This is a genomic window from Pantoea sp. X-Soil-TKNS-1211 (assembly GCF_059730495.1).
Map to the genome: position 1 here is coordinate 120,894 of NZ_AP035957.1, position 11,652 is coordinate 132,545.

An 11,652-nucleotide genomic window follows, 5' to 3' on the forward strand; every position below is an offset into this window, starting at 1 on the left:
TGAGTTGAATGTCTGCTTTGAGCGATCTGCGGACATTGCTAACAGCGCTTTGTGTCAATTAACCGGGAGCATGTCACCCTGGGCGAGAGGGCATCGCGTGTCCACAGATCTTCAGTAATAGCTTCGCGACCAAAGCGTGCCAGAGCCGGTGAGACAGAACGAATATTAACTTCCGAAATCGCTGAGTTTCAATATACAACATAGCATTACCTCTTGTTTCCTCAGCATTAGCAAAATCAGAAATGACAAGCGACATGGCCGCCGCTGCAATTACGCTTTTCATGTTAATCCTCACTGGTCAACGGTGCTGATCCTATTTGATTCCGCCTTTGTTACGAAGAAATACTGGTTTTACTGGGATAGCGTTCTTTTTGGTGCTCATATGCGCCGTTTGTCTGAGATAGTCACGGAAGTGCGGCGTTTGTCGATGTAATTGATAGTCCTCCTCACTGGCGTAAATCTCATAAAAATACCAGCGGTTTGGAGTTTGTGAGTCTGTAGCGGCATACATGGCTAACACGCCTTTCTCTACTTTGAGCGACTCCGCCATTTCAGGAAGGACAATGTTTTTAAATTCGGTCTGAAATTCAGGCTTTACCTCGACGACTACCAGATTATTGATGGTTCTCTCATTCGGTATGATGTGTTTATCCCCCAGAAACTGTGGCTCCAGGGTGATTTTCTTTTTCCGATCGATAATGTCAGGTGCACGAGCAGCGAATGCTCTGTATGGGGCGGCATTGAGATGTTTGCGGTAAGCACTCTCGTTTTCGTAGAGTTCGACCATGAATGCCTGACGTGGATTGTCGCTGCGTTGCATGGCGAACATCGCCAGCGTACCTTCTTCATGATCAACCGAAGCGGAAATCGTCTGTCTGGCCACGTCTGCAAAATCTTTGTCCCGAGCGGGCCGGACACCTATCTCGAAGATATTCATCACTCGCTTATCCTGCGTGTCCGGTTTTGTTGCTAAAACAGGACTACTTATTAGCATGCAAATTAAAAGCATAAGGCTCTTTTTCACGATAATCCTTTTAATGAAATTACTGTTTAAGACGTTCGATAAGTTGGTGTTGATAGGAAGGTAGCCGATCGCTACGGGCGCTCTCAAAGACCAGGGGAGGAAGCCACGTCATACCTGCGTGCAGTGCGCTGGCTTTCATCGGTAAAAATACATCCGCAAGCGATACCCCGATCCTGCCGTCTGGCCCGTAAGTGGAGCTTCCACCTGCAGCCGTGCTGACAACAAGCATCTCCTTTCCCTGCCACAAACCGGGCCCGACACTCCCCCAAGTTTCATTCAACCAGGCTTTCATCATCGGTGTTATATTGAACCAGTGTGTCGGATAGATAAAAACGACACGACGGTGCTCACGCATCATTTTTCGCTCCGCGTCGCCATTTATCCGACGTGTGTCATAACCATACAACGTCTCAAGGTTGCGAACCGTCACGCCTTCCAGACTCTCAGCGGCTTCCTGCAACCCTCTTGTCAGAACTGAGCGTTCCGGATAAGGGTGAGAGACGATAACGAGCGTTTTAATGTCGGTCTTTTCACGGCTATGAGCATGACTAACAGGCATGAGGAAGATAAATGCAAACAAAAACAATGCTGCTGTTCTGCGCTGACGTAACCACATCATAAACCCTTCTTTGTCTTAATAAGGCAGTAAAGCGCTATGGCGTAACAGGAGTCAGTTCTGGTAATCCTTCGACAATATAGGTTCGCGAATTGCCTGCACGGTGACGGATAGGAATGATCTTCTGGTACGCAGCCGAGTTATACCAGTCCTGGGCATTTTTGAGACTCTCAAACTTAATAACAACAAGTCGACCCTGTGCTCCAAACCCTTCTTTTACATCGGGTTCACCACCTCTGACGATGAACTGTCCACCAAAGGGCCTGAAGGTTGACTCAACTTGAGCACTGTACGGCTTTATTGCTTCACGATCGGTCGCCTGAAACTCTGCGATATAATAAGCAGGCGTTGCCGCCACTGCTGAAGCAAGCCCAGAGAACGCGAACAGAAAGGCCACCGCTGTCTTAAAAATCATTCTTCCTCCTGATTAAATTTAATGAAATTGAATAAGAGCTACCGCGTCCAGACCTGCTTAACGTCTTTCGTTTGCGGCGTGTTTTGCGCCATGATCCCCGTCAGAACATGCGGCTGGTAGGTTTCTTCAAGAAACTGAATTTCTTCCTGGCTCAGTTGAAGATGTACTGCGTTTACCGCGCCATCGACGTGATCTTTTTTTGTGGCCCCTACGACAGGAGACGTGGTTTTTGTCAGCAGCCAGGCGAGTGAGATTTCCGTCATAGTTACCTGATACCGTTCGGCAAGCTCGGCTACGCGCTCAATAATGCTCCGGTCCTGTTCAGCCGTGCTCTCATATTTCCCACGCGCATAGTCATCCTCCGTGGCTCGTCGCGTGTGGCCTTCCTTACGGGAGAGACGGCCACTGGCCAGCGCGCTATAGGGGGTCATAGCGATATTATCTTCAGCACACAGACCAAAGAGCTCTCGTTCATCTTCACGCATAATCAGGTTGTAGTGGCTCTGTACGGAAACAAAGGACGTCAGCCCTTCGCGTTCGGCAAGGGCGTTCGCCTTCGCCAGCTGCCAGGCATAGCAATTTGAAATACCAATAGCGCGCACTTTGCCCGCAGTAACGGCGGCATGCAGCGCTTCAAGCACTTCAATAACGGGCGTGTTGTAATCCCAGATGTGGTAGATGTAGAGGTCGATGTAGTCCATCTCCAGATTCTGCAGGCTCTGGTCGAGCGATCGGGCTATTGCCTCTTTTCCGCCGATCCCCCCGGCAATTTGCGCGGCGGTTCGTGGCAGAAACTTGGTGGCCACCACCACGTCCTCGCGTTTTGCCATCTCCCGCAGCGCCCGGCCAACGTATCGCTCGCTGGAACCGTTCTGATAGGCGATGGCGGTATCGTAAAAATTGATGCCGTTTTTGAGGCCGTAGCGAATGATGTCACGACTTGCTGTTTCGTCCAGCGTCCAGCGATGCTGGCCCGTCAACGGATCGCCAAACCCCATACATCCCATGCAGATGCGGGAGACCAGTAAGTCACTTTTACCGAGCCGGGTATACTGCATCGTTATTCTCCCTCTGGATTATTCACGAACGGTATTGAGCAGATCGACAAGCCTTGAAGCGTGTTCCCGGGCAAGCGTTTTTTGCTGTGCGATTTTGTCGGCATCCCGGTCGGCATAGCTGATACCGCAGGTATAAACCGGCGCCAGCAGCTCAAGATTGCACAGCCTTGCCGTGGTCTCGAACGGAATAAGATACTCTTCAATGGCATGGCCAAAGAAACCGTCAGCGGTATAGAGCACCTGTGGCGCTCCCGTGGTGAAGGAGAGGACCAGCTTTTTACCGCCCAGTTTCGCCGTTGAGCCATGCGCGAAGCCGTGGACAAAGACCTCGTCCAGCCACTGTTTCATTAACCCGGGCAGCCCATACCAGGAAAAAGGGAACTGCCAGACAATCACATCGGCCCTGAGCAGGCTTTCCTGCTCTGCGGTGATGTTGAATTTGCCGTCCGGATAGAGCCAGTCCAGACGACGAATTTCAGCATCGGGAAGTGCGGTCGCCAGTTTATCAAGGATAGTGGCGTTGGCGACGGAATGGGTAAGCTCAGGATGACCTGAAACAACAAGGATATTTTTCATTTCAATCAGTTAAATATTATTGATGAATATTTAACCCAGTATAAAGTGACAACATTATTTTTTTTAGAGCAGTAAAGGCTCATTCACTTTTAGACAAAAACTAATAATTGTCGGCTGATCTCATTGTACTCAGTCATCATGAACCGGTGAACTAAACCGTGATGCCAAGGAAACGCGCTGCATTGCGAAACGCGATGGCCTCTTTTTCAGCCTTGTTGACGGGCAGACTGCCGATAAATGTTTTTACACCGTCCAGGGTCTGATAGGGATAATCAACGGAGAACAGGATCCTTTCTGCCCCCATTAACTCGTAGATAAACTTGAAGTGTGGCAGTGTCAGCATACCTGGCGGGGTAACGTAAACGTGCTCCTGGAAGATCCTCGTTAGCGTGCGTGACAGACCCGTTGCAGCCAGTGGAAGGCTGTCATCAAGACGCTGAAGCCAGAAGGGTAGCATCTCCCCCCAGTGGCCACTGATAACCTGCAGGTGGGGATATTTATCAAATGCGCCCGATAACATCAGCCTTAACAAATGGATCCCCGCTTCGTGATGCCAGCCCCAGCCAAACATAGTGAGCCTGGCGTTGATCTCTGCGCTGAAGCCAGTGAAGTAGGCCTGTTGCACGCTTTTAAACGGTAATCCGGGATGAAGATAGAGTGGCACATTCAGTTTATTAAAGCGGGAAAGCAGGGGGGCATAGTCAGGATGATCGAGAAAGCATGAAGAGGGTCTGCCATTCAGAAGTGCCCCCTTAAAACCCAGTTCTTCAACTGCTCGGACAAGCTCTTTTTCGGCCTCTTTCGGCTGTGCCCAAGGAAGTGTGGCAAATGCCGCGAAGCGTTCCGGGTGATTGCTTACCGCCCCGGCAAGGCGGTCGTTTGCCGCCGTGTTTAATGTTACCGCTTCATCCTCGGGTGCCAGCTGCGGGAATCCGCCCACAGAGAGGATCTGCATGGTAATTCCAGCCTCATCCATATCTCTGAGGCGACGGCTTCCCAAATCAACCCCTTTCTGGTGTATCAGCGCATTCTTTTCTATCTGCGGCCGGCTTCGGTCCGGATTATGACCATCAGCGACGGTTTTCCCCCAGTCGCCAAGGAAAGGCGCCTGCTCAAGCGCAACAGGCATACACGCTCGCCCTAACTCGCTGTCGAGATAATGTTCTTCGAGGCAAATGATTTTCATATTCTCACTATTCATACACAGCAGTAAAAGTGATGCATATTAGAATCACCCGGAACAGCCCATACGTGAGTGTCATTCATGACAGTCTGTCCCGGCCGGGGTTTACACCATCGGTTTTTCCCAGCCGCCACGTGTATCAACTCTGGTCTCTGTTGCGAGTTTTTCCAGCAGGATAATTTCCTCATCGCGTAACTGGATATCTGAAGCGCTGGCGGCGTCCAGAACGTGATGGACTTTAGTCGCGCCGATGAGTGGAAGGGTCCCTTTCGCAATAGCCCATGCGATGGCTATCTGTGCAACGCTGGCATTCCTCTCGGCTGCCATTTTTTTCATGGCGGCGGTTAATCTCTCTATCTGCGGCAGCACTGCGTTATAACTTTCGGCCCGGCCACTCCCAGCAGGCATGGGATGATTTGAATCATAACGACCACTGAGCGCGCCTTGCTCAAGGACCATGTAAGCAAAGAACGTGATGTTATTTTGTCGGCAATACTCAAGAATCCCTGCCTCTTCAGAAGCGCGATAGAGCAGGCTGTAATGATTCTGTACTGCACTGATGGAATAACCGGAGGCGTTAAGGATCTCGTTGGCGCGTCTGATTTGTGCCAGATTGTGGTTGGAAACACCGACGCGTTTTGCCTTACCGCTTTGTAAGAGTGGGATCAGTCCTGACGTCCATTTCTCGACGTCGAGGGGATTATGGATCCAGTAGATATCAATCGCTTCCACGCCCAGGCGTCCGAGGCTGGCCTCAAGCATATCGCTGACAGGCTGCGCTGACTGTTCGTCCGCAATCTGCGGCGTGAATTTGGTGGATATAATCATATCCTCGCGGGAGAACTGACGGACTAATGCTCCCAGCGCTGCCTCGGAACTCCCCATGCCATATACTGCTGCGGTATCCCAGAGATTGAGCCCTTTACTCATGGCCGTGGTGAACACTTCTGACATCTGAGTATCAGAAAGATGATTGCCGAAGACGGTGTCGCCACCGGCAAAGCCTGTGCCCCAGGACCATGTGCCCAGCGCGACGGGAGGAAGTGTTTTCATATTCAGCTCCTGAAAAAATGCCGGATCGTTGCTGACTTTAACCGGCCAAAAGAGGGTGAGTAACGGTGATATATAGATGAATAGATTAAGCTGTCTGGCGGAGTGCATTTAACAGCGCCACACCTACACCGTGCGCTGAAGCGGGATTTTGTCCGGTGATAAGGCATCCGTCGGTAATCACTTTTTCAGACCAGTTTGGGGCTTCATGGTGAAGCGCGCCATGCTCGCGGAGTGCCGTCTCAAGCAGGAAGGGAACCACATCTGTGGTTTGAACTTCCTCCTCTTCCTTGTTGGTAAAGGCCGCCACGTTTTTGCCTTTCACCAGGTATTCGCCGCTACTGAGCTTGGCGTCAACCAGTGCCGCAGGGCCGTGGCAGACGGCTGAGACAATCCCATTGCTTTCATACACTTCGCGGATAATACGCTGGGCATCCAGGCTATCGCGAAAATCCCACATGGTGCCATGCCCCCCCGTAAAGAAAACGGCGCTGTAATCGGTACCGTTCAGCTCGGATAACGCAGGCGTTGTTGCCAGGCGCTGCTGAGAATCGGTTTCGTTCCAGAACCAGGCATTGACAGGGTCACTGAGGTCAAATCCATCCACCGGCGGCTGTCCCCCGCGAATGCTGGCTATCGTCGTTTTTAGTCCGCCATCTTCCAGTACTTTCAGCGGATGCGTCAGCTCGGCCAGGAAAAAACCGGTTGGTACACCGGATGCGCCTTTAATCGGATGGCTGGAAACGACACACAGCACGGGTTTATCTGCAGGTCTCATATCGGGCCTCACTATTTATTTTTAAATTCAGCGGCAAAGAGATTTTCCCAGTTAATAAAGGAGCCAAGCGGAATGCACTCAAAGCTTAATAAGCCTGCTTTTGCCAGCGGGAATTCGGCCATTACGTTCATCGCTTCATCGACAGAGTCACATTCAAGAAAAATAGCAACGCCAGGTCTGTCCTGACGGAAGTAGATGTCGCGGATGAAGCCTGATTTATACAATCCCCAGGCGTGCAGCGCTTCAGCGTTAATGTGTGGAGCATATTTTTCCAGCGATGCTCCAGGTGCGGGGATATCCAGACATAAAATTCGCATCATAATCTCCTGAACTCAGGTCGTTATAGAAAGAGATTAAAGTATAAGAGGCGCATTTTATGAAGATTAGAGGGGCATTGACTTAAGCATCTTTAGACTGTACTTAATAATCAGGCGGGGATTGCTAAAGGAAAAAACTATGAATAACGCCCTGTATAACCAGATACGCATCTTTCAGAGCATTGCACGTGAGGGTAATATTTCGGCAGCCGCAAGAAAACTGCAAATTACGCCTCCCTCCGTCAGCAATGCGCTTAAGCTGCTGGAAGAGCATATTGGCCATCCGCTTTTTGTGCGTACAACCCGCCGTATTGAGCTGACAGAAACTGGGCAACTGTTGCTGGAAAAGACCACTGCAGCGGTGGAATCGCTGGAGACTTCACTTGAAAGCATTCGCGACCAGAATCAGGAGCCCTCTGGTATCGTGCGAATCACGCTCTCGCGTTTTGCCTATCTGTTAATTCTTAAGCCTGCAATGGCGGAATTCTGTCAGCAATACCCGGGTATACAGCTGGAAATATCGGTTTATGACGGTACCGTGAATATTATTGAAGAGCGTTTTGATCTTGGGATCCGTTTTGGCGATATTCTCGAAGGTGGGGTGGTGGCTCGACCGTTAATGAAACCCTTTCGTGAAGGGTTATATGCATCCTCAGCTTATATCTGCGAGCATGGAATGCCCGAGGTGCCGTCAGACCTCAGTCAACACAAGCTGATTGGCTACCGTTTTATCACTAACAACCGCATCCTTCCGTTGATCCTGAACGATCTCGGAGAGCAGTTGACGGTTGAGATGCCCGGGCAGTTAATCAGCAACGATATTGACGTTATGGCTGACGGGATCCGTAACGGCCTGGGAATTGGACGTTTGTTTGAACCCATCTGGCAGTTACAGCCCGACAGGGAGCGCTTTATACCCGTGATGGAGAGCTACTGGAAAACCTACCCGCCAGTGTATCTCTATTACCCAAAAAACGCGGGTAAAACGAAAAGAGTGAAGGCCCTGATTGATTTTCTGATATCGGCTACGGGGCGATAAAGACGATAACGCATCGTTCAGTATGGAAGCGCTATTTCACAACCCCAGCGGCCTGGCCTCCTGTATGAACTCAATCAGAAGGCGAAGCCCGGTCGGCAATTGCCGACGGCTTGAATAGTAGATATGAAAACCTTCCTCCAGCGGGGACCATTCCGTAAGCACCAGGCGGAGCCGTCCGTCCTTCACATAGGGTGCAACAAGAGGCTCCGGAAAATACATCAGGCCGGCACCGCCCAGTACGGCTACAAGGCCCGTTTCAGCCTGGTTATCGGCGCCCTGTGGCTAAGAGCCGTCCTTATCTTTTTCTGGCGCCTCCATACCACTGACGCGGCATTCACGGGACAGACTGCACACGACTTGCCCGTCCGGCTACGCCTGAAAGCTAAGTGCTATACAGGTGTCTGAACAGCAGCACGTATCCAAACTGACTCTTTAAAGAGTTAAAGCCAACGGAACCAAAAAGAGCAGGGGGGGGTAAAATTTATGACAAATATTGAACCATGCTCAGTATTTTGCTAATGTATACCCTGAAAGCACGCATGACCTCCAATTCCGGCAGGTCAGCAATGAAGGAGACTGTAACTGGCGGACGCTTTCAACCGTGCAGTTACACCATTAAGTAAGAGGACTCGACATGACTACCATTTCGCAGAAGTCTGCACGAGAGATGCTTGGCACTCCGCAGAGCTTCAGAGGCGGTGTGTATGTGACTAAAAACGGTGCAGCTGAATTGTTTATCCAGACCGCAGAAGAACGTGAAGCGGAGCTGGCTGAACGTCATCAGCAGCAGCAAATAAACGCCATGCTAAAGCTTGTTAGCTTATCCCAGCATGATTTTGAAAATAGCCGTCACGAATCAGCTCGTGAGCTTCTGGCACGGAGGCGATCCGAACGGCATAAATGATATAAGGACCACTAAATGACGGTAGCACTAACCACTCAGGTAACAGAACAAACTCTCTCAGCAATTGAGACTTATAAAGCGGTAACAATGTCAGAGGAAGATGCTCGCGACTTTGCGACAGATTTGCTCGAACAGGCTATCGTCGGTATTGAGGAAAATCCTCTTCAATATCCTTTTGAACAAAATGCGTTGGCCAACGGCGTGCAGTTGAGGCGCTGGTTAGATCCCACAGGGAAATACGTCTGCCTTTTCCGTTACAATAAGCATACTGATGAGGCGATACTCGACATTTTCGCCAGCACGCGGCAGGACTATTTAACACTGCTTTATCTCGTCCAGATTTCAAGGCCGTAATTCTACGTGAAGACGATAGCCCCCAGCGAATAGCTGAGAGGTTCACTTCGCATTTCCGCAGGTCTGTTACCCATAACCAGGATTCCTAATCGTAGTGGGCCAGCAAGCCAAGTGCGATTTATTGGCTTTAATTAACTGATATTTAACATAATTATGATGTTATATCCCGGAGATGTGTTGCTGTTTGCCCCGAAATCTATCTTTGTACCTGACATAGTGGGGGGGATTACCATCACACCTGATGAAACACCCTCATGATCCCTTTACCCAATACGTGCTACCCAGCTTGAACATCTACACACCAGCCACATTTCATTCACCAGTACGTAATGGCGATACTTCATCATGCGCAATGACCAGTTTCACCTGGCAGCAAGGCTGCTTGCCTAATGAATAGCGCTCACTGCACCAGCATTTATACCACGCTTTTATCGCCAGTCTTATCTGACCTGTCTCCCGACACAGGGGAGATATTTCCAATACATTACCCTCACCAAGCATCACACCAAATATTTGACTTAATTAATTTACTCGAAATGTATTAACTCGAATACCCCACACCCTGTCGTTTTCCTGGCAATCCAGGAAAAAACCGATTGTTTAAGTGTTATCCTGCCTTCTCGTATTTACACAGCCTTTACAATCAGAATAATTAAACTTTTCAATGATGATGGCAAAAACACGGAAGTGGCTGGCACTCGGTGCCGTGCTGATTTCGGGTAGCGCAGTGGCTGCACCTTTAACGCCCGGCGACCGCGACTTTATTCAGAACCAGCAGCAACAACGTCTGCAACAGGACCAGCAGCAACGTGATGCATTGTGGCAGGCAGCATCCCCGCAGAGCGCACCCAGCATAGGTTCATCGCAGTCCGGACCTTGCTTCACTATCAGCAACATTGATATTCGCAACGCCACGCTGATTTCTGCCAGCCAGCAACAGGCACTGACCCGACCTTATATTAATCGCTGCCTCGACTTGACCAAAATTAATTCTCTGGTTCATGACATTTCTGACTGGTATATGCAGCGCGGCTACATCACCAGCCGTGCCTTTTTGACCGAACAGGATTTGTCACACGGCGAGTTAATTATTCCGGTACTGGAAGGAAAGCTCGACACCATTCAGCTCGACGGCAAATACCCTTATATGTTGCGGATGGTGTTCCCCGGTCTGGCAGGTAAGATTCTTAACCTGCGTGATATTGAGCAAGGGATGGAGCAGATAAATCGACTGCGCAGCATACCGGTACAGATTGATATCCGGCCCTCGCCTAAAGTGGGTTATTCGGTAGTGAATCTGACGGAAAAACCGGAATTTCCGGTAACCGCCTCACTCGGATTTGATAACAGCGGCCAGAAGAGTACCGGCGTGGGTCAGCTGACCGGGTCGCTGGTCGGCAATAACCTGCTGGGGCTGGCAGACCGCTGGTTTATCAGCGGTGGACGCAGCAGCGCCTTCAGCACCTGGCGTGACGCACAAAACGTACAGGCAGGCGTCAGCATACCTTACGGCTACGGGCTGCTGGACTACAGCTACAGCTGGAGCAACTACCACAGCAGCTTCGTGAATAATGGCTTCACCTGGTACAGCTCTGGCGACAATATCTCGCACCGTCTCAGCGGCTCCTGGGTGCTTTTCCGCAACGGTGATATCAAAACCGGCGTGCAGCTCGGCCTGAACCATTATTCCAGCCACAACTGGCTTAACGACACGCTGCTGGAAAGCAGCAGCCGCAAAATCACCAGCGTTCAGCTTGGCATCAACCATACGCAGAAGATTGTGGGCGGTGTCGCCACCTTAAATCCTGCCTTCAGTCGCGGTATGCCGTGGTTTGATGCCGAAAGCGATGCGGGTAAAACCGGCGACCTGCCCAAAGCGCAATTCCGCAAATGGAGCATCAGCGCCAGCTTTCAGCGTCCGTTGACCAACAGCCTGTGGTGGCTGAGCAGCATTTACGGCCAGTGGTCACCGGACAGGCTCTACGGCAGTGAACGCCTGACACTGGGGGGCGAAAGCTCGGTACGCGGCTTTAAAGAGCAGTATCTCTCCGGGGACAGCGGTGGCTACCTGCGTAACGAACTGAATTACAGCCTGTTCACCCTGCCGATCCTTGGCGACGTCAGCGCACTGGCCGCGGTGGATGGCGGCTGGCTGAAAACCGACAAGCAGGACCGCGAGTCCACCGGCACCCTGTGGGGCAGCGCCGTTGGCCTCAGTACCCGTGGCCGCCATTTTTACACCCAGTATACGGTGGGCATTCCGCTCAGCTATCCCGGCTATCTCAAACCGGATCACGTCAGCATTTATGCCCGCATCGGGCTGGTTTTCTAAGAGGTC

13 protein-coding genes and 2 pseudogenes are annotated in these 11,652 nt (G+C 50.9%); 4 read left to right on the forward strand and 11 right to left on the reverse strand.

Features of this window, described 5'->3' with window-relative positions; translation table 11 throughout:
- Positions 1 to 56: 56 nt before the first annotated feature.
- From AC6I8W_RS27220 to AC6I8W_RS27265, 10 genes and pseudogenes are all read right to left on the reverse strand, one after another.
- Positions 57 to 283 (reverse strand): annotated as a pseudogene (locus AC6I8W_RS27220) (carboxymuconolactone decarboxylase family protein); the annotation flags it as partial.
- A 30-nt stretch (positions 284 to 313) separates the two neighbouring features.
- Positions 314 to 994, reverse strand: a complete 681-nt coding sequence (locus AC6I8W_RS27225; protein ID WP_497839710.1) for a putative quinol monooxygenase — start codon at positions 992 to 994, stop codon at positions 314 to 316.
- A 49-nt stretch (positions 995 to 1,043) separates the two neighbouring features.
- Complete coding sequence (locus tag AC6I8W_RS27230; protein WP_497839711.1) at positions 1,044 to 1,640, reverse strand: NAD(P)H-dependent oxidoreductase; 597 nt, start codon at positions 1,638 to 1,640, stop codon at positions 1,044 to 1,046.
- A 37-nt stretch (positions 1,641 to 1,677) separates the two neighbouring features.
- Complete coding sequence (locus AC6I8W_RS27235) at positions 1,678 to 2,055, reverse strand: DUF1330 domain-containing protein (protein ID WP_497839665.1); 378 nt, start codon at positions 2,053 to 2,055, stop codon at positions 1,678 to 1,680.
- Between the two features lie 38 nt (positions 2,056 to 2,093).
- The gene (locus tag AC6I8W_RS27240; protein WP_497839666.1) at positions 2,094 to 3,113 is read right to left on the reverse strand and encodes an aldo/keto reductase; all 1,020 of its coding nucleotides are present in this window, start codon (positions 3,111 to 3,113) and stop codon (positions 2,094 to 2,096) included.
- 18 nt (positions 3,114 to 3,131) lie between these two features.
- On the reverse strand, positions 3,132 to 3,689 hold the full coding sequence (locus tag AC6I8W_RS27245) for an NAD(P)H-dependent oxidoreductase (protein ID WP_497839667.1): 558 nt from the start codon (positions 3,687 to 3,689) through the stop codon (positions 3,132 to 3,134).
- Positions 3,690 to 3,840: 151 nt separating this feature from the next.
- The gene (locus AC6I8W_RS27250) at positions 3,841 to 4,875 is read right to left on the reverse strand and encodes an amidohydrolase family protein (RefSeq protein ID WP_497839668.1); all 1,035 of its coding nucleotides are present in this window, start codon (positions 4,873 to 4,875) and stop codon (positions 3,841 to 3,843) included.
- Positions 4,876 to 4,977: 102 nt separating this feature from the next.
- Positions 4,978 to 5,925 carry an aldo/keto reductase gene (locus tag AC6I8W_RS27255; RefSeq protein WP_497839669.1) on the reverse strand — a complete coding sequence of 316 codons (948 nt, stop codon included), beginning with the start codon at positions 5,923 to 5,925 and terminating at the stop codon, positions 4,978 to 4,980.
- Positions 5,926 to 6,010: 85 nt separating this feature from the next.
- Positions 6,011 to 6,700, reverse strand: coding sequence for a type 1 glutamine amidotransferase domain-containing protein (locus tag AC6I8W_RS27260; RefSeq protein ID WP_497839670.1), 690 nt, complete (start codon positions 6,698 to 6,700; stop codon positions 6,011 to 6,013).
- Positions 6,701 to 6,711: 11 nt separating this feature from the next.
- Entirely contained in the window at positions 6,712 to 7,017 is a 306-nt protein-coding gene (locus tag AC6I8W_RS27265; RefSeq protein WP_497839712.1) for a superoxide dismutase, read from the reverse strand.
- Between the two features lie 139 nt (positions 7,018 to 7,156).
- Here AC6I8W_RS27265 and AC6I8W_RS27270 point away from each other — a divergent pair, with 139 nt between their 5' ends.
- On the forward strand, positions 7,157 to 8,056 hold the full coding sequence (locus AC6I8W_RS27270) for a LysR family transcriptional regulator (protein WP_497839671.1): 900 nt from the start codon (positions 7,157 to 7,159) through the stop codon (positions 8,054 to 8,056).
- Between the two features lie 36 nt (positions 8,057 to 8,092).
- Here AC6I8W_RS27270 and AC6I8W_RS27275 read toward each other — a convergent pair.
- Positions 8,093 to 8,323 (reverse strand): annotated as a pseudogene (locus AC6I8W_RS27275) (LysR substrate-binding domain-containing protein); the annotation flags it as partial.
- 367 nt (positions 8,324 to 8,690) lie between these two features.
- Between AC6I8W_RS27275 and AC6I8W_RS27280 the strand changes: the two are divergent.
- From AC6I8W_RS27280 to AC6I8W_RS27290, 3 genes are all read left to right on the forward strand, one after another.
- Positions 8,691 to 8,960 (forward strand): hypothetical protein, encoded by a 270-nt coding sequence (locus tag AC6I8W_RS27280; RefSeq protein ID WP_497839672.1) that lies wholly within the window; start codon positions 8,691 to 8,693, stop codon positions 8,958 to 8,960.
- Between the two features lie 15 nt (positions 8,961 to 8,975).
- A complete protein-coding gene (locus tag AC6I8W_RS27285) occupies positions 8,976 to 9,314 on the forward strand; it encodes a hypothetical protein (RefSeq protein ID WP_497839673.1) in 339 nt (112 codons plus the stop codon).
- Positions 9,315 to 9,981: 667 nt separating this feature from the next.
- Positions 9,982 to 11,646, forward strand: coding sequence for a ShlB/FhaC/HecB family hemolysin secretion/activation protein (locus AC6I8W_RS27290; protein ID WP_497839713.1), 1,665 nt, complete (start codon positions 9,982 to 9,984; stop codon positions 11,644 to 11,646).
- Positions 11,647 to 11,652: the final 6 nt, after the last annotated feature.

What these genes read in the sequence shown, in the direction of transcription:
- AC6I8W_RS27255 (WP_497839669.1), bottom strand. Translation starts at nt 5,925, where the DNA reads ATGAAAACACTTCCTCCCGTCGCGCTGGGCACATGGTCCTGGGGCACA.
- AC6I8W_RS27245 (WP_497839667.1), bottom strand. Translation starts at nt 3,689, where the DNA reads ATGAAAAATATCCTTGTTGTTTCAGGTCATCCTGAGCTTACCCATTCC.
- AC6I8W_RS27250 (WP_497839668.1), bottom strand. Translation starts at nt 4,875, where the DNA reads ATGAAAATCATTTGCCTCGAAGAACATTATCTCGACAGCGAGTTAGGG.
- AC6I8W_RS27290 (WP_497839713.1), top strand. Translation starts at nt 9,982, where the DNA reads ATGATGGCAAAAACACGGAAGTGGCTGGCACTCGGTGCCGTGCTGATT.
- AC6I8W_RS27235 (WP_497839665.1), bottom strand. Translation starts at nt 2,055, where the DNA reads ATGATTTTTAAGACAGCGGTGGCCTTTCTGTTCGCGTTCTCTGGGCTT.
- AC6I8W_RS27270 (WP_497839671.1), top strand. Translation starts at nt 7,157, where the DNA reads ATGAATAACGCCCTGTATAACCAGATACGCATCTTTCAGAGCATTGCA.
- AC6I8W_RS27265 (WP_497839712.1), bottom strand. Translation starts at nt 7,017, where the DNA reads ATGCGAATTTTATGTCTGGATATCCCCGCACCTGGAGCATCGCTGGAA.
- AC6I8W_RS27260 (WP_497839670.1), bottom strand. Translation starts at nt 6,700, where the DNA reads ATGAGACCTGCAGATAAACCCGTGCTGTGTGTCGTTTCCAGCCATCCG.
- AC6I8W_RS27280 (WP_497839672.1), top strand. Translation starts at nt 8,691, where the DNA reads ATGACTACCATTTCGCAGAAGTCTGCACGAGAGATGCTTGGCACTCCG.
- AC6I8W_RS27285 (WP_497839673.1), top strand. Translation starts at nt 8,976, where the DNA reads ATGACGGTAGCACTAACCACTCAGGTAACAGAACAAACTCTCTCAGCA.
- AC6I8W_RS27240 (WP_497839666.1), bottom strand. Translation starts at nt 3,113, where the DNA reads ATGCAGTATACCCGGCTCGGTAAAAGTGACTTACTGGTCTCCCGCATC.
- AC6I8W_RS27225 (WP_497839710.1), bottom strand. Translation starts at nt 994, where the DNA reads ATGCTAATAAGTAGTCCTGTTTTAGCAACAAAACCGGACACGCAGGAT.
- AC6I8W_RS27230 (WP_497839711.1), bottom strand. Translation starts at nt 1,640, where the DNA reads ATGTGGTTACGTCAGCGCAGAACAGCAGCATTGTTTTTGTTTGCATTT.